The organism is Pseudoalteromonas arctica A 37-1-2 (genome assembly GCF_000238395.3).
GTDB lineage: Bacteria > Pseudomonadota > Gammaproteobacteria > Enterobacterales > Alteromonadaceae > Pseudoalteromonas > Pseudoalteromonas arctica.
In genome coordinates, this window is the sequence record NZ_CP011026.1 from 87,828 (window position 1) to 104,405 (window position 16,578).

Consider the following 16,578-nt stretch of genomic DNA (forward strand, 5'->3'; position numbering starts at 1 on the left):
TAAAGCGATTTAACAAAGAATATAAAAAGTTAAAAATGAAAGATGATTTTGCCGCCTATAAGCATACTTATCTTCAATGATTTATCTTTCGTAAGGCAGCCCTTTATTTTGCTTTATTTTTAAAAATGCAGCTTGCAGTGCTTCAATTAAACGCATATCTGTTTTTTTATTCGCAGCTAAATAAGCATCAATTGTTAGCTCATCTATTTTATAGATAAACCTTAAGTGTGCTGGTTTGAGCTTTAGGTAGTCGCTCATCTGCTGCATATATAATGGATCGTCTACTATTAAATCTACTTTTTTAGCTAATAGTAAAGAGTATGATTTTTGAATATCAGAGGTTAAAACAACTTCAAATCCAAGTTTCGTGAGGGTTTGTGTTGAAAAGTCATTGCGTTGCATTGCAATTTTATACACTTTTGCTTGTTCAGTATTATTTATAATAAGATCATCACGCTCTGATAGGCCGATAAAGCCCAGCTCAAATCGTCCAACTGGTCCAATCCAATAAAATTTATTTTCTCGCTCTACAGTGCGTGCAAGGCTGTATATAAAGGTGTTTTTTAACTCATCTGCAATTTTATAAGCACGTGCCCAAGGATACATTTGAATGTTAGGTGTGAGATCAGCCTCAGCAAATATATCTCTAATAAACTGAGTACCTTCACCTGCTACCTCGCCATTAATCAATACTTGGTTTGGTGGTGCTAACTCTGTAACAACAAGCAGGGCTTCCTTTGCTTGAACATACACAGAGCAAATTAAAAAAAGAGAATAAAGAATATATTTCACAATAGCGAATCGTCATTCGGTTAGCTTAAGTAATAATAAGTGTGGCTGAAAATATGAAAAACACAAAAATTATTTATGTGAACTTGTTACTAAGATATTGGTTTATTTGAGTTATGTATAACTATAAAGGGGGCTAGATAGATAAGTGGCTTGGGGTTTGAAGTAGTTGAGGCTAAAAATTAAGGCCTAAAACGATAAAAGGGCCTTGCGGCCCTTGGTGAAGTATCGTTCAAGTCAGATAGAGCTTTAACCCCTTAAAGCGCTATCCTCTTGTTTTGCAACACCGGTGTTCATCTCAATAAGTTTCTAAGCTAGCGAGAGGAAAAACCCAGCAATTGCTGCGCTCATAAGGTTAGCCATAGATCCTGCTAACACTGCTCTGAGCCCTAAGCGTGCGATATCCTTCCGCCGACTAGGCGCCATACCGCCTAACCCACCTAGTAAAATGGCTATCGATGATAAGTTAGCAAACCCACATAAAGCAAAAGTAACGATTGCTTGTGTGTGCGCGCTTAACGTATCGCGATAATTTATAAAGTCTAAGTAAGCAACAAACTCGTTTACTACTATCTTTTGACCAATAAAGCTGCCGGCTATAATCGCTTCATCCCATGGCACACCTAGTAACCATGCAACTGGAGCAAATACATAACCTAATATTTCTTGAAGCGTTAATGTTGGGTAATCAAACCACCCACCAATACCGCCTAATAAACCGTTTAATAGTGCAATTAGCGCTACAAAAGCAAGTAACATTGCACCTACATTAAGTGCTAAATGCATACCGTTTGCAGCACCTGATGCAGCTGCATCAATTACATTTACAGGCTTATCTTCGTCATCTAAATCTAAATCAGCTAAGTTATCTCTAGGCGTTTCAGTTTCTGGCACAATCATCTTGGCCATTAAGAAACCACCTGGTGCAGCCATAAAGCTCGCAGCAATAAGATACTTAAGATCTACGCCAATAATTACGTAACCGGCCATTACAGAGCCTGCTACAGTGGCTAAGCCACCTACCATTACTGCAAACAATTCCGATTTTGTCATCGTTGCTATAAATGGCTTAACTATTAACGGTGCTTCAGTTTGGCCTACAAAAATATTTGCAGTTGCTGAAAGCGATTCTGTGCGAGAGGTCTTCAATAATTTTTGTAAACCGCCGCCTAAAATCCTAATTATCCAATCCATAATGCCAAGGTGATATAACACAGCAACAAGCGCTGAGAAAAACACGATAACTGGCAAAACTTGAATTGCAAAAATAAAACCTAATGTGTCTTGTGAGGCGAGTGGACCAAATAAAAACCCAATACCATCATTAGCATAACCAATAACCGACGAGACGGCTGATGACATGCTAGTTAACACATTTTTTCCTGCTTCGAAAAACAGAACAAAACCGCCTATAACAATTTGCATCGCAAATGCTATACCAACGGTTCTTAAATTAATTGCCTTGCGATTAGTTGACGCAGCAAAGGCAATGCTTAGTAGCACACACATGCCTACTAAGCTCATAAATGTTGTCATACAAATGTTTCCCGTTGTTATTCTTGTAGTAAATATTTAATTTTACTTTTTATTATATCAATCGCAACGCGGTTCATGCCGCCTCGAGTCACAACTAAATCAGCGTTATGCTTAGAAGGCTCAATGAATTGATAAAACATCGGTCTAACAGTTGCCTGATATTGCTCAACAACAGATTGTAATGTTCTGCCTCGTTGCTCCATATCACGTTGCATACGACGCATTAAACAAATATCTAAAGGTGTATCTATAAACACCTTAATATCAAATTCTTTATTAAGCGCTTTATCACTCAATAGTAAAATACCTTCAACAATGAGTATTTTAGCAGCTGGCACTCGGCGTGTGGTTGCGCTACGCGTGTGTTGTGCATAATCATACGTTGGTACTTCTACTGAGTTACCACAACGAAGTTGCGTTAAATGCTCAAGCATTAATGCGTGTTCAAATGCATCTGGATGGTCGTAATTTGTTTGCGTACGATGAGCCATCGGCAAATGCGACTGATCCTTGTAATAAGCATCTTCTTCAATAATGGCGATAGCGCCTGGTTCAAGCTCATTAACCAATTCATTGTAAATTGTTTGGCTAAAAAGAGATTTGCCCGACGCTGATGCGCCTGCAATGGCTATAATAGTAGTTCGTGTCACTAAAGTTCTCATCCACACAGAAAGATATATTGTTGGTAGATCACAATAGCAAAAAAGACACGATTAATCTCTTTTGCTTCGCTCAAGGGTGCAAATTTATAATGTTTAGGTTTTATGAAACAGGACTTTTGTCCTGTACGGAAAATTCGATCAGCGGATAAAGTAACCACCTAGAATCAAAGTGAGGTCAAAATGGCAAGAGCAATTATTTTAATGGCAGATAGCCTAGGAATCGGTGCAGCACCAGATGCAGATAAATTCGGCGATCTTGGGGCTAATACATTCGCTCACTTACTAAAAGCATATTACGACGAAACAGGCAGTGCGCTGTCGCTTCCTAACCTATCAAAACTTGGGTTAGTGGATGCATGCGAAGCTGCCGGTGGCGAACCGTGTTTAATTTCAGACCGCCAAGCTCCTCAAGGTGCATGGGGTTACGCTAAAGAAATCTCTAGCGGAAAAGACACGCCATCAGGTCATTGGGAAATGGCAGGCGTACCGGTGTTATTTGATTGGGGATATTTCCCAAAAACACAGCCAAGCTTCCCACAAGAATTTATAGACGAGTTTATTGCTCGTACAGGTATTCCTGGCATTTTAGGCAATTGCCATGCATCAGGAACTACCATTTTAGAACAGCTAGGTGAAGAGCACGTAAAAACAGGTAAACCAATCTGTTACACCTCAGCTGATAGCGTGTTTCAAATAGCCGCGCATGAAGAGTCATTCGGCCTAGAGAAGCTTTATCAAGTTTGCGAAATCGCACGGGCGCTACTTGATGAAATGAATATAGGACGAGTGATTGCGCGGCCATTTTTGGGTTCAAATAGCCAAGACTTTGCTCGAACGGGTAATCGTCGTGACTATTCAGTACTTCCGCCTGCACCAACATTGCTAGATGTACTAGCAAAAGACGGCGGCGAAGTAATTAGTATTGGTAAAATTTCAGATATTTACGCGCATCAGGGCATAACCCAAAAGCATAAAGCACCTGGACTTATGAACTTGCTAGAAAAAACCAGCGAAGTAATGGAAAGCGCGCCAGATCGTAGCTTAATCTTTACTAACCTAGTTGATTTTGATGAAAAATTTGGTCATCGTCGTAATCCAGTAGGATACGCAAAAGCATTAAAAGAATTTGATGACTATTTACCAACTATACTAAATCAGTTAAAAGCAGATGACGTATTAATGATCACTGCAGATCATGGCTGTGACCCAACCTTTCCAGGTTCTGAGCACACTCGTGAATACGTACCTGTTATTGCATACCAACCAGGTATGAGTAACACACCATTAGGTGAACGCAACAGCTTTGCAGATATAGGTCAAACACTGGCACAGTGGTTTAGCTTATCTGCGCTTGATTACGGCGACAGCTTTTTAAATGAGCTAAAAACGCCAAATAAAAAGGAAAACAATTAATGAGTACTCCGCATATCAGTGCAAACGTTGGTGATTTCGCCGAAACAGTATTAATGCCAGGCGATCCGCTACGTGCGCAATATATTGCTGAAAACTTTTTAGATGATGCAGTACAAGTTACAAGCGTTCGTAACATGTACGGTTTCACTGGTACTTACAAAGGTAAGCCAGTAAGTATCATGGGTTCAGGCATGGGCATTCCATCAATGTCTATTTATGCACGTGAGCTAATTGTAAGCTTTGGCGTTAAAAATATTATACGTATTGGTACGTGTGGCGGTATTGGCACAGATATCAAAATTCGTGACGTAATTTTTGCACAAGGTGCAAGCACAGATTCAAACGTAAACCGTGCACGCGTACGTGGCTACGATTTTGCTGCTATTGCTAACTTTGACCTACTTTTAAACGGCGTAAACGCTGCTAAAGAGCTAGGAATTAAAGCAAAAGTAGGTAACGTATTTACGACAGATACATTCTATCAAGCAGATGATTCGTTCTATAAAGACTTAGACAAGTTAGGCATGCTAGCAGTAGATATGGAAACAGCAGGTTTATACGGCGTTGCAGCTGAATACGGCGCAAACGCAATGGCATTATTTACAGTAAGTGACCACGTAATCACTGGCGAAGCAACACCTGCTGATGAGCGTCAAAGCACGTTTAACGAAATGGTTAAAATTGCATTAGAGTCAATAGCTTAAATAATACATAACAGTTCCTTGGTAACGTATTCACTAAGTTTTGGAGACACGCCCAAAGTGAAGTGAGACTAAACCTCCAAAGCCGCATTTTATGCGGCTTTTTTTATGCCTGAAGAAAATAAGCCACCATACAATATTGCATCGGATTTTGACGTGATTTGCTGTGTTGTAGGCGCAGAGCTTGCTCGCGCGAGAAGCACAGCTTCTAATTACTTAAGCTAACTACTCTAAAAGCGCAGCATCTCTAAACCTATTTGTGTATAACAGCCCTAAAAAAAATATGCACGTAGAGAAGAAAAGGAGGAGCAAATGAGAAGAGCAAAACCAATGCTGACTCGGCATTATAAAAGTACAAGCGTTGCTTTAAAAGCTTGTAACCTGCGCGAATAGAAGTGTTTATACCAAGTTTAGAGTATGACTTGTTGCTCATGTTAGAAGCACAGTTTCTGATTGTTTTTATTATTTTAACTTCTAAGCTCTTCTCTAAAAGCGCAGCGTCTCTAAACCTATTTGTGTATAACAGCCCTAAAAATAGTATGCACGCAGAGAAGAAAAAGAGGAGCAAATGAGAAGAGCAAAACCAATGCTGACTCGGCATTATAAAAGTACAAGCGTTGCTTTAAAAGCTTGTAACCTGCGCGAATAGAAGTGTTTATACCAAGTTTAGAGTATGACTTGTTGCTCATGTTAGAAGCACAGTTTCTGACTGTTTTTATTATTTTAACTTCTAAGCTCTTCTCTAAAAGCGCAGCGTCTCTAAACCTCTTTGTGAATTAATCACTTTAGGTCTTAACTCTACGGTAGAGCAGAGTTTGTAGAGCGCAGTAAAGCTTCTAATTACACAACAAACATAACCTTTAAAAACAAAAAAAGGGCCAAGGCCCTTTTTTATGATGTTGCGCCTAATCATACAGGCCATATACTGAGTGCTTAAACAACTTCACCAGCTACTATAGTATTAAAGCTGTCGTTGTCATGTAAGCTTGCAAATGCGCTCTCATGTAATAGCTCATTACGTAAATTTGGAGAGTATTCAAGTGCCATTTTAATGTCGGCTAATGCATCAGCATGCTTATGTGTTAGCGCATAAGCACATGCTCGTTGCCAATAGGCATAACCATAGACACTATCTATATCAATGGCTTGATTACACAACTCAATGGCTTGTGCTGTTTCATTTATTTCTAATAACGCATCGGCCTTATAAGCAATGGCTTCAACATCCTCTGGTTTGCGTTTTAAAATCTCATCAAATATTTCAATTTTATTAGCAAAATCACTTTCTAAATTGGCACGCATCCATAACGAATGAACCTCGTTGGTAACCGATATGCGCTCTTGGTTACTGAGTATTTCTTCTGAGCGTACGCGTAGTTTTTCTTCAAGAATTTTTAATCGGTCTTCATACTCGTCAGTAATTACACTTACACGTGTATTTACAATATCTTCTACTTTGTTTTTAACATCGCGTAGTGAGTTCCAGCCCACTAAAACCAAAATAGAAGCCGTAGCGGTAATTATAAAAAATACATTATTAATAGTGTCGGTAGTGTACGTTAATGCGCGATCTGCAGTATCAAGCTGTGCATGAGTAACTTGCTTAGTTACATCCTCACGGAGTTTTTGTTGATCTTGCCTTACGGCTTTTAGCTCGTCGAGTATGTAGCGCTCCATTAGCGGTTTAAACATAGACTCTTTAAGTTGTTTGAGGGCTTGTTGCTCTTGTTGTGCTGTAGGGGCTGCTGGTTTTTGTTCAGCAGAATTTACTATACCCGAAAAAAAAGTTAAACAAACAAAAAGTGTAGATAGGTAATAACGCATCGGTACGCCTAATTAAATTAATTACTGTAATAACTTTAACATGCAGGGCTGAATGGCACTAGGGCGCGTTGACTTTTCAGGATTAAAATTGACCTAATTTAGATAGGAGCAATAGTTGTAAGAATTTTTTAGCCCAGTGAGCTTAGCAATAATAGGGTAAAGCATGAGCATTTTGCTAATACTTAGGTGGTTTTAAGAAAAAATAGGCAAAAAAAACCAGCTCAATATGAGCTGGCAAAAACTGCTTAAAACAACAATATGTCGTAGGGATTCACAGGAGAACAACTTCATACTAACTGAATCTTTATGAACAAATACTTAATTCAATTCAATTAGTTAAAAATATAAGAATACTCAAAGTATTCGGTTTATAAAGTAAAGGTGCATTGGGCTTAAGTAATGCACCTTTATAATTATAACTATATAACTACAATTTCATGGTGAAGGGGGGTATTCCAATGTGCGCTTTAAATAAATTAAAGCCACTTTCAAACCCTTCACATACCATTACGCCGAAATTTTTCAATTCGATCACAGGTCTAGTTAAAAGGTTAAGGTTAATTCACTAATTTGTTTTTTTATCTTACGTAATACCTTACAAGAGCGTCATCAGATTTATTTTTACTATTATTTTGAACGTAATTACAAAGCTATTGTTAAATACATCATTAGCAAAAGGCCAATCAAAAATATAAATTGGAGCAATCGTTTTAAATAGTATGTTGAGGCTGGCGTAGCATAATTTATGCGCCTATATTAAGGATACGTAAGTGTTTAGGCAGGCACACTAAATAATAAGTAAGCCGATTAAATAAAAATAACCGTTACTTTTTAAAAAGTTATAAATACATAAACAACAATACTGATTGATTAAGTATTTTACTTTTCTATTATAAGGATTCCAGAATGAGCAACCCTAAAGCAGGCCAATGTCCGGTCATGCACGGCAGTAATACTAAAACGTCTAATCCCAATACTGATTGGTGGCCAAATGCCCTAAACTTAGACATTCTTCATCAGCACGACACCAAATCAAATCCATACAATAGCGACTTTAATTACGCTGAAGCATTTAAATCAATCGATCTTGACGCGCTAAAAACAGACGTAAAAAGCTTAATGACCGATAGCCAAGATTGGTGGCCAGCCGATTGGGGACATTACGGCGGTTTAATGATTCGTTTAGCATGGCACTCAGCGGGTTCATACCGTTTAGCCGATGGTAGAGGGGGCGGTGGTACAGGTAATCAACGTTTTGCGCCACTAAATTCATGGCCAGATAACGGTAACCTCGACAAAGCGCGCCGTTTACTTTGGCCAATAAAGAAAAAATACGGTAACAAGCTTTCATGGGCCGACTTAATTATTTTAGCGGGCAACATGGCATACGAATCAATGGGTTTAAAAACCTTTGGTTTTGCCGGCGGCCGAGAAGATATTTGGCATCCTGAAAAAGACGTTTACTGGGGAGCTGAAAAAGAATGGTTAGCGCCAAGTGACGGTCGTTACGAAAGTGTAGATAAACCAGATACCATGGAAAATCCATTAGCCGCAGTACAAATGGGCTTAATTTATGTAAACCCTGAAGGTGTAAATGGTATTCCTGATCCGCTTAAAACAGCGGCCCAAATTCGCGAAACTTTTGCGCGTATGGCAATGGATGACGAAGAAACCGCTGCATTAACGGTAGGCGGGCACACAGTAGGTAAAGCACATGGTAATGGCAAAGCAGAAAACTTAGGCCCAGAGCCAGAAGCTGCTGACATACACGAGCAAGGCCTTGGTTGGAATAATACTACAACACGTGGGATTGGCCGCGATACAGTTACATCAGGTGTAGAGGGCGCATGGACTACGCACCCAACACAATGGGATAACGAATACTGTAAGCTTTTATTAACCTACGAATGGGAACTCACTAAAAGCCCAGCAGGCGCTCATCAGTGGGAGCCTATTAATATTAAAGAAGAAGACAAACCTGTCGATGTAGAAGATTCATCAATTCGTTTAAACCCAATGATGACAGATGCTGATATGGCCATGAAAGTGGATCCAACGTACCGTAAAATTATTGAGCGTTTTTATAACGACTTTGACTACTTTTCAGACGTGTTTGCACGTGCATGGTTTAAACTAACTCACCGCGATTTAGGCCCTAAATCATGTTACTTAGGTGCTGACGTACCAAGCGAAGACTTAATTTGGCAAGATCCAATTCCAGCCGTTGATTACACATTAACAGACGACGAAATTAGCAATCTAAAAACCACATTATTAAATTGTGGTGTTAGTGCCGCTGATTTAATAAATACAGCTTGGGATAGCGCACGTACTTATCGTGGTTCTGATAAACGTGGCGGCGCAAATGGTGCACGCATTCGTTTAGCACCGCAAAAAGATTGGCAAGGTAATGAGCCAGAACGTTTAGCATCAGTACTTAGTGCGCTTGAAAAAGTGCAGGCTGGCTTGAGTAAACCTGTTAGCATCGCCGACTTAATTGTTTTAGGTGGTACAGCAGCCGTAGAACAAGCTGCAAAACAAGCCGGTGTTGATGTAAACGTGCCGTTTGCTCCAGGACGTGGAGATGCAACAGATGAAATGACTGATGCAGAATCGTTTGATGTACTAGAACCCATTCACGATGGTTTTAGAAACTGGCTGAAAAAAGATTACGCAGTATCAGCTGAAGAGTTATTACTAGAGCGCAGCCAACTAATGGGATTAAGTGCACCAGAAATGTCGGTACTTATTGGTGGGATGCGAGTACTAGGTACTAACTATGCTGGCAGCGAACATGGCGTATTTACAAATAGCGTAGGCTCATTAACCAACGACTTCTTTGTAAACTTAACTGACATGTCAAACCGTTGGGAGCCAACTCAAAAAGGTTTATACAATATAGTAGACCGTAAAAGTGGCACTACTAAATGGAGTGCAACACGCGTTGATTTAGTATTTGGATCAAACTCTATATTGCGCGCACTTGCTGAGTTTTATGCACAAGACGACAACAAAGAGCGCTTTGTACATGACTTTGTAAATGCATGGGTAAAAGTAATGAACGCAGACAGATTCGATCTTAAATAATCTGTACGCTAAATAAAAACGGGGGAGTAATAATTTACTCCCCCGTTTTTGCATATAGTCCCTGTCAGTATTACTTATAAAATATTGTAATTTATCTAAGTCATATAAAAATTAGGCATTAAAAAAGGCGGCAAAAGCCACCTTCTTATAAAACAATAAAACTTATAGAAGTGCAAAAAGCTTTTGTAGTTGTGGCATGTATTCGCTCACAAGTTCAAGGTTGCTTTCGCTTACTAAAGACTCTGTAGACTCCTCAGCTGCGCTTGACGATTTACCAAACGAACCCATTAACGAACTAGCGCCTTTATCTTTAGCACTTTTCATACTTTGAAAACCGCCCATTACTTTATTCGCTGTTTCTTGATTATCAGCAGATAAACCCGATTTAAGGTTTTCGATATAAGCCATTGATACTTCAGAACCTACAGTTACTAGTTGCTCTGGTGTAAAGCCGTAGCGGCCTGTAACACCCGCGAAGCTTTTGTATAGGTCTTGCTCTTTAATCATGCTTAGTGCGCTATTAGCTAGAGAGCTTTGCTCGTCAACACTTTGATCTGCAGAACCACCTAACATACTTGCTAAGTCTAAGTCTTTTAAAGACTCTTGGCTGCTTGCCCAGCTCGTTACAGCTGGCAGTGCTTTCATATAGCTTTGAAGTTGACCTTCGTTAATATCTACTGCAAGGCTTGAGAAACTCATTGCTAATAAGCTAAGTGATACAAGTATTTTTTTCATTGAGCATTTCCTAGTATTAAAGTTGTGCCAATTAGAAACTAATAAGCAACACTTGCCAACACAAAATAATATATTGGCTGATTTTATAGTACAATTTATGAGAATTTATTTAAGTTCTAAGAATTTAGTTCATTCACCACAAGCTAATGTACTGATGATATAATACATTTTTGACAAATAGAGCTGAACACAATGTTAACAATTTCAAATACTGTCACTATCGATGAATGGGAACTAGAGCTTACGGCTATTCGTTCGCAAGGTGCCGGTGGTCAAAATGTTAACAAAGTAGCCAGTGCCATTCATTTACGCTTTGATATTAATCGCTCTAAATTACCTGATTTTTATAAAGAGCGTTTGCTAGCCTTAAATGATACAAGAATTACCAAAGAGGGCGTTTTAATAATTAAAGCGCAAAGCCACCGTACGCAAGAGCTAAACCGAGAAGATGCCCTTAAGCGCTTAAAAGATTTAATTCTTAGTGCTACCGTTGTTAATAAAGCGCGTCGTGCCACCAAGCCTAGCCGTAATTCACAGCGAAAGCGCATGGACAAAAAAACTAAACACGGGCAAAACAAAGCGCTACGCGGCAACATAAAGTTTTAGTTTCAAACGGTATTAATAAAGTATAGAAGAGACTTGATGCCTACATGCAGGCACCATTTTTACATCGTATTGTACGTATAAAAATATAAGTGAGGGGTAGCCTCACTTATATTTAATAACTATTAATACCTACTTAGCCATTTCTAAATCAGATTCTGCATTTGCCAACATTGCAAACTCTTCATCAGCGCTTTTAGCAACTAAGTGTTTTGAGCTATAGCCAAAGTAATATGCGGCGCCCACAATAAACAGCACCATAGTGTATAAAAATGCACGAGGGTCAAACGCATACACACCCGTTAATGCTATAAGCGAAAGTACTAAAGCAATACTTGACGTAACTACGCCACCTGGAGTTTTGTACGGGCGAGGCAAATCAGGTTGTTTAACGCGAAGTAAAATATGGCTCAGCGCCATTAATGCATACGAGAGCGTTGCACCTACTACAGCCATTGCAAGTATTAAATCACCCTCACCACTGAGTGATACTAAAAAGCCAAATACTGCCGGTACAATCAACGCACGTGCTGGCACTTTGCGATTAGTCGTAATAGACAACGAACGAGGTAAATAACCGGCTCTAGATAGAGCAAACACTAAGCGACTATAACCATAAATAATAGAGAAAAACGAAGCAACTAAACCCGCAAGCCCTAATATATTTACAACGGTTGCTAAGCCCTTACTACCAGATGCATTTAATGCATCAACTAAAGGTACAGCACTTGCCCCCATGGCAGCAGCACCGCCAGCACCAGGTACTAAAACAACAACTAAAAAAGCAGTAAATAACAAAAAGATCATTGCACCAATAATGCCTTTTGGCACATCTTTAGCGGGATCTTTTGCTTCTTCTGCAGCAAGCGGTACACCTTCAACCGCTAAAAATAACCACATGGCAAACGGTAATGCAGCCCAAACCCCGTACCAACCTAAAGGTAAAAACTCACTGGCTCCCACTGCATTTGTTACGGGGACGTCAAATAAGCGCGATGCATCAAAATTTGTGATTAAAACAAAAGCCGTTGCAATAATAGCTAATACCGCTAAACCACTTATTACCATCATTACTTTAAGCGCTTCTCCTACGCCTGCTAAATGAATTCCCACAAATAGTAAGTAAAATAATGCATATACCCATGGGCCATTAAACCCGGTGAGGGCTTCAACTGCCGAGCCAATAAAAATAACAATAGCAGCGGGTGCTAAGGCATATTCAATTAATACGGCAAGCCCGGTTAAATAGCCTCCCGCAGGCCCCATAGCTTGACGCGCAAAACTATAACCACCGCCTGCAGCAGGTATTGCAGCTGACATTTCAGCAAGTGATAATACCAGCGCTAAATACATAACTGCCATTAATACTGCAGCAATGGCAAAACCACCCCAACCGGCTTCGGCGATACCAAAGTTCCAGCCTGCAAAGTCACCCGATATTACATACGACACACCCAAACCTGCGAGCAATAACCACCCCGCAGTACCACGTTTTAACTGTCTTTTAGCAAGGTACTCTGTATTATTATTAGTAGACATAACCTTTCTCCGTTGATGTTTAGTTTTTATTTTTTTATTTCATGTGTTTTTAATTAAAATTACTCAGCAATTAAAAAGTTAGTGGTTGAAACCTGATGCTCAATTACATCATCTTGTGTGCGGTCTTTTAAATTAACCCCAGTTAGTTTCAGTTTTTTAGCTTCACGTAATAAGTACAGTGCGCGTCTCGCCGCTTCTGTATAAGGTAGGCCTGCAGGGCGAATATTCGATATGCAATTACGACATGCATCGTTAAGTCCTGTTTTGGGCTCCCATGTTAAATACAAGCCAAGGCTATCTGGCGAACTAAGTCCTGGGCGCTCTCCTATTAACACCATAACCACCTGCGCATTTAGCAACTCACCTATATCGTCGCCAATCGCTACTCGCCCTTGCTCAACCAAAGTAATGGGAGCAATTTTAAATTGCTTGTCTGTTGTAAGGTGCGTTAATAGCTCTGTTATAAATGGGTATGCATTTTTTTGTACCGCCAACGACGAAAGTCCATCAACCACTACAATCGCTAAATCGTATTTAGCCTGCGCAGTGTGCTTTTGTTTATTCATATAGCTGAGAAGTACTTGCCTACCATTTTCATCAAGTTTGCGGCCTAAATCGGGTCGCTGAAGGTAAGTAACCCTGTCAACGGCTTGGCTGTGTAAATGCAGGGGAGGGGCAACCTCTTTTAGAGCACTAATACTGCCTAGTTGCTCAGTCATTTCGTTAATATCAAGCGGAAAACTCACCGCATCGCGCGCTTGTGCATGAGATAGCTGAAAAGCCAGCATTTCTGAGGTAGGTAAACTTATACCGGCGCGACCAAGTCCAATACGGGCGTCGGTAAAACGCCGTAAATCACTCCAAGGGTTGTGCACTACATTACCGTTATTTTTATGCTCATTTACTGAGTTATCTAATGGAGTGGTCGGTTTTGAACGTGATTTCATGAGCCACCTCCAGCAATTGCACCCAGAGGTTTAGCAAAAGCGGGAGGCAAGGTATCTGAAAGTGTGATGTCGGTAGTGCTTTGCATAATTTTCATTTTGCTTAGCCATGCTTCAAACTCAGGGGCGGGTCTAGAGCCAAGAACTCGACGCACATATAATGCATCATGAAACGACGTAGTTTGGTAGTTAAGCATAATATCGTCAGAGCCAGGTATTCCCATTACAAACGAGCAACCTGCAACACCTAATAGCGTTAGCAAATTATCCATATCGTTTTGATCGGCCTCTGCATGATTGGTGTAACACACGTCGCACCCCATCGGTATGCCTAGTAACTTAGCGCAAAAGTGATCCTCAAGTCCTGCTCGGGTAATTTCTTTACCATCAAACAAATATTCAGGGCCAATAAATCCCACCACGGTATTAACCAGTAACGGGTTAAACTTACGAGCAACTGCATAAGCGCGAGCTTCACACGTTTGCTGATCAAGCCCATGATGCGCATTTGCTGAAAGCGAACTGCCTTGCCCAGTTTCAAAATACATCACATTATTGCCAACAGTGCCGCGCTTTAAACTCAAAGCGGCATCTTGCGCTTCAGCTAAGGTATTTAAATTAAAACCAAAACTTGAGTTAGTAGCCTCCGTGCCGCCAATCGACTGAAATACCAAATCAACCGGTGCGCCAGCTTCTATACATTCAATAGTGTTAGTAACATGGGTAAGCACACAGCTTTGCGTCGGTATGGCGTATTTTTGAATAACATCATCCATTAATGTCATTAATTTAATGGCCTGGGCAACGTTGTCGGTTGCTGGGTTTATACCTATTACGGCATCGCCATTACCGTATAGCAGCCCATCAAGCATGCATGCAGCAATACCGTTAATATCGTCAGTTGGATGATTGGGTTGTAAACGTGTAGATAAATGCCCAGGGAGGCCAATAGTGTTTCTAAAAGCACTTGTAACATGGCACTTTTTAGCAATTAATATGAGATCTTGATTGCGCATTATTTTGCTAACAGCAGCAGCCATTTCAGGCGTAATTCCTTGCCTTATACTTGCAAGTACAGCGGGTGTTGCAAAGTCGCTTAAAAGCCAATTACGAAAATCACCTACGGTTAAATGTGCAATAGTCATAAAGGCATTGGCATCGTGCTCGTCAATAATTAAGCGTGTAATTTCGTCATCTTCGTAGGGAATAAGTGCCTCATTTAAAAATGTTTTAAGAGGTACATCGGCCAATGTCATTTGAGCCACAGCACGTTCTTGTGCTGATTGTGCAATGACACCCGCTAAGCGATCACCCGAACGTTGCGGCGTTGCTTTAGCCATTAACTGGGCTAAGTTCTTGAATTTATAAGTGTGTGTACCTAAAGTGTAACTGTACGCTTGCCCCATGATTTACTCCACATAACTAATATGATAAACCTTGGTATAGGTTTTGCTGCATCTTTAGCTATAAATCAATTTTCAATAGTTACAAGACAGCTTATTTTGTACCAAGTAACTATCGAATTTCGGCAAAAGATTATTTATTAATCCAATTCAATTGGTTACATACGCAAAGCGGTGTTAACTTAACCATAATAAAAGTGTAACGAAAAAGAGCATCCCCTATATGGCGCAGCAAAGTAGCTACAACGCACCACTAAAGAGCAAGGTGCAAACACACGATATAGACGAGCAAGCGCATAGCCTTACTCAATGGCAGCAAAAATACGATCAAATGAGCGACGGCAGCTTTTATGGTTTTATTGAAGAAACAGATTACGCCAATATTCATGTGTTTAAAGAATACACCGAGCGAGCGCTTCGTCAGCAATGTAACATCGCCCCCAATTCGGTTTGGCTTGGCATTCCTTGTCAGTCGCAGCAAAGTAAGATTAATGGTCTAAGTGTGGCAAGTAATCAATTTATGTGCCGTACAAGTGATAATGACTTTGAGCTGATAACCCCTGAGCAATTTAATATTTATGGTTTGGTAATCGATTGGAATTCAATTGAATATATGGCGCAGCTACAAGGCGTAACATTGAAAAACCTGTCATCTGCACAATCAGCTCGCTTATCGGTGAGCAACTCATCATTACAAACGGCAAGGCAAATAATTAATAGCATGGTTGTAGGCAAGGGCTTTGGACTTAAAACCGAATCGCAACAAGATATGCTAAACATGTTGGCACTACACTTATTACAGGCAGATAATCCACAACAAAATATTGCGCCAAGTTATAAACATCGAAAAGCCGTAGTAGATAAAGTAAAAGATTACGTGGCCACAAATCCACAAAACCCAATAACCATAACCGAGCTGTGCGAGCTTGCTTTTGTAAGTAGGCGCACACTTCAGTATAGTTTTGAGAGTATTTTAGGAATTAACCCTTTGCGGTTTTTACGTTTAACACGTTTAAATAATGTAAGGCGGGAACTAAAAAAATCAAACCAAGATAAGCCAATTTCAGTAATAGCAGCCAATTGGGGATTTTGGCATGCGGGACAATTTGCTAAAGATTACACGCAACTATTTGGTGAAAACCCATCACAAACAGTTAAAAATTCAGCACAGCAGTTTAAACCACCGTGCTCTACAAACCCGTAGGTGCGAATTTATTTCGCGCTCATGTAACATGGCTTTAATGCTCTAAAAGTGAAAGCGAGGTATAAAACCTCACCTACATAGTGCAAATATCAAACCCGTAGGTGCGAATTTATTTCGCGCTTATGTAACATGGCTTAA

Annotated in this window: 13 protein-coding genes; 5 read left to right on the forward strand and 8 right to left on the reverse strand. The window is 40.1% G+C overall.

Annotated elements, in window-relative coordinates:
• Positions 1 to 81 precede the first annotated feature (81 nt).
• From PARC_RS17880 to udk, 3 genes are all read right to left on the reverse strand, one after another.
• The gene (locus PARC_RS17880; protein ID WP_010555227.1) at positions 82 to 792 is read right to left on the reverse strand and encodes a substrate-binding periplasmic protein; all 711 of its coding nucleotides are present in this window, start codon (positions 790 to 792) and stop codon (positions 82 to 84) included.
• Between the two features lie 306 nt (positions 793 to 1,098).
• A complete protein-coding gene (locus PARC_RS17885; protein WP_007583535.1) occupies positions 1,099 to 2,325 on the reverse strand; it encodes a NupC/NupG family nucleoside CNT transporter in 1,227 nt (408 codons plus the stop codon).
• 17 nt (positions 2,326 to 2,342) lie between these two features.
• Positions 2,343 to 2,975, reverse strand: a complete 633-nt coding sequence (udk, locus tag PARC_RS17890; RefSeq protein ID WP_007583533.1) for a uridine kinase — start codon at positions 2,973 to 2,975, stop codon at positions 2,343 to 2,345.
• 192 nt (positions 2,976 to 3,167) lie between these two features.
• Between udk and PARC_RS17895 the strand changes: the two genes are divergently transcribed.
• Both PARC_RS17895 and deoD read left to right on the forward strand, forming a co-directional pair.
• The gene (locus PARC_RS17895; protein WP_010555228.1) at positions 3,168 to 4,400 is read left to right on the forward strand and encodes a phosphopentomutase; all 1,233 of its coding nucleotides are present in this window, start codon (positions 3,168 to 3,170) and stop codon (positions 4,398 to 4,400) included.
• Positions 4,400 to 5,104: a purine-nucleoside phosphorylase gene (gene deoD / locus PARC_RS17900; RefSeq protein ID WP_010555229.1), complete on the forward strand. Its 705-nt coding sequence runs from the start codon at positions 4,400 to 4,402 to the stop codon at positions 5,102 to 5,104. Before PARC_RS17895 ends, deoD begins: the two co-directional genes overlap by 1 nt.
• Before the next feature lie 930 nt (positions 5,105 to 6,034).
• Here deoD and PARC_RS17910 read toward each other — a convergent pair.
• The gene (locus PARC_RS17910; RefSeq protein ID WP_007583526.1) at positions 6,035 to 6,925 is read right to left on the reverse strand and encodes a tetratricopeptide repeat protein; all 891 of its coding nucleotides are present in this window, start codon (positions 6,923 to 6,925) and stop codon (positions 6,035 to 6,037) included.
• A 906-nt stretch (positions 6,926 to 7,831) separates the two neighbouring features.
• On the opposite strand from PARC_RS17910, the gene katG reads away from it, so the two are divergent.
• Complete coding sequence (gene katG, locus PARC_RS17915; protein WP_010555230.1) at positions 7,832 to 10,012, forward strand: catalase/peroxidase HPI; 2,181 nt, start codon at positions 7,832 to 7,834, stop codon at positions 10,010 to 10,012.
• 162 nt (positions 10,013 to 10,174) lie between these two features.
• On the opposite strand, the gene PARC_RS17920 is transcribed toward katG, so the two are convergent.
• Entirely contained in the window at positions 10,175 to 10,747 is a 573-nt protein-coding gene (locus tag PARC_RS17920; RefSeq protein WP_010555231.1) for a hypothetical protein, read from the reverse strand.
• Positions 10,748 to 10,939: 192 nt separating this feature from the next.
• Between PARC_RS17920 and arfB the strand changes: the two genes are divergently transcribed.
• A complete protein-coding gene (gene arfB / locus PARC_RS17925; protein ID WP_007583522.1) occupies positions 10,940 to 11,353 on the forward strand; it encodes an alternative ribosome rescue aminoacyl-tRNA hydrolase ArfB in 414 nt (137 codons plus the stop codon).
• A gap of 129 nt (positions 11,354 to 11,482) precedes the next feature.
• Here arfB and eat read toward each other — a convergent pair whose 3' ends face one another.
• The 3 genes from eat to PARC_RS17940 are packed head-to-tail and all read right to left on the reverse strand — an operon-like array spanning position 11,483 to position 15,239.
• Positions 11,483 to 12,889 carry an ethanolamine permease gene (eat, locus tag PARC_RS17930; RefSeq protein WP_010555232.1) on the reverse strand — a complete coding sequence of 469 codons (1,407 nt, stop codon included), beginning with the start codon at positions 12,887 to 12,889 and terminating at the stop codon, positions 11,483 to 11,485.
• 59 nt (positions 12,890 to 12,948) lie between these two features.
• The gene (gene eutC / locus PARC_RS17935) at positions 12,949 to 13,836 is read right to left on the reverse strand and encodes an ethanolamine ammonia-lyase subunit EutC (RefSeq protein WP_010555233.1); all 888 of its coding nucleotides are present in this window, start codon (positions 13,834 to 13,836) and stop codon (positions 12,949 to 12,951) included.
• Entirely contained in the window at positions 13,833 to 15,239 is a 1,407-nt protein-coding gene (locus PARC_RS17940; RefSeq protein WP_010555234.1) for an ethanolamine ammonia-lyase subunit EutB, read from the reverse strand. Before PARC_RS17940 ends, eutC begins: the two co-directional genes overlap by 4 nt.
• A gap of 220 nt (positions 15,240 to 15,459) precedes the next feature.
• On the opposite strand from PARC_RS17940, the gene PARC_RS17945 reads away from it, so the two are divergent.
• Positions 15,460 to 16,440, forward strand: a complete 981-nt coding sequence (locus PARC_RS17945) for a helix-turn-helix domain-containing protein (RefSeq protein ID WP_010555235.1) — start codon at positions 15,460 to 15,462, stop codon at positions 16,438 to 16,440.
• Positions 16,441 to 16,578: the final 138 nt, after the last annotated feature.

What these genes read in the sequence shown, in the direction of transcription:
- deoD (WP_010555229.1), top strand. Translation starts at nt 4,400, where the DNA reads ATGAGTACTCCGCATATCAGTGCAAACGTTGGTGATTTCGCCGAAACA.
- PARC_RS17885 (WP_007583535.1), bottom strand. Translation starts at nt 2,325, where the DNA reads ATGACAACATTTATGAGCTTAGTAGGCATGTGTGTGCTACTAAGCATT.
- PARC_RS17945 (WP_010555235.1), top strand. Translation starts at nt 15,460, where the DNA reads ATGGCGCAGCAAAGTAGCTACAACGCACCACTAAAGAGCAAGGTGCAA.
- eutC (WP_010555233.1), bottom strand. Translation starts at nt 13,836, where the DNA reads ATGAAATCACGTTCAAAACCGACCACTCCATTAGATAACTCAGTAAAT.
- katG (WP_010555230.1), top strand. Translation starts at nt 7,832, where the DNA reads ATGAGCAACCCTAAAGCAGGCCAATGTCCGGTCATGCACGGCAGTAAT.
- PARC_RS17940 (WP_010555234.1), bottom strand. Translation starts at nt 15,239, where the DNA reads ATGGGGCAAGCGTACAGTTACACTTTAGGTACACACACTTATAAATTC.
- PARC_RS17895 (WP_010555228.1), top strand. Translation starts at nt 3,168, where the DNA reads ATGGCAAGAGCAATTATTTTAATGGCAGATAGCCTAGGAATCGGTGCA.
- eat (WP_010555232.1), bottom strand. Translation starts at nt 12,889, where the DNA reads ATGTCTACTAATAATAATACAGAGTACCTTGCTAAAAGACAGTTAAAA.
- PARC_RS17910 (WP_007583526.1), bottom strand. Translation starts at nt 6,925, where the DNA reads ATGCGTTATTACCTATCTACACTTTTTGTTTGTTTAACTTTTTTTTCG.
- PARC_RS17920 (WP_010555231.1), bottom strand. Translation starts at nt 10,747, where the DNA reads ATGAAAAAAATACTTGTATCACTTAGCTTATTAGCAATGAGTTTCTCA.
- arfB (WP_007583522.1), top strand. Translation starts at nt 10,940, where the DNA reads ATGTTAACAATTTCAAATACTGTCACTATCGATGAATGGGAACTAGAG.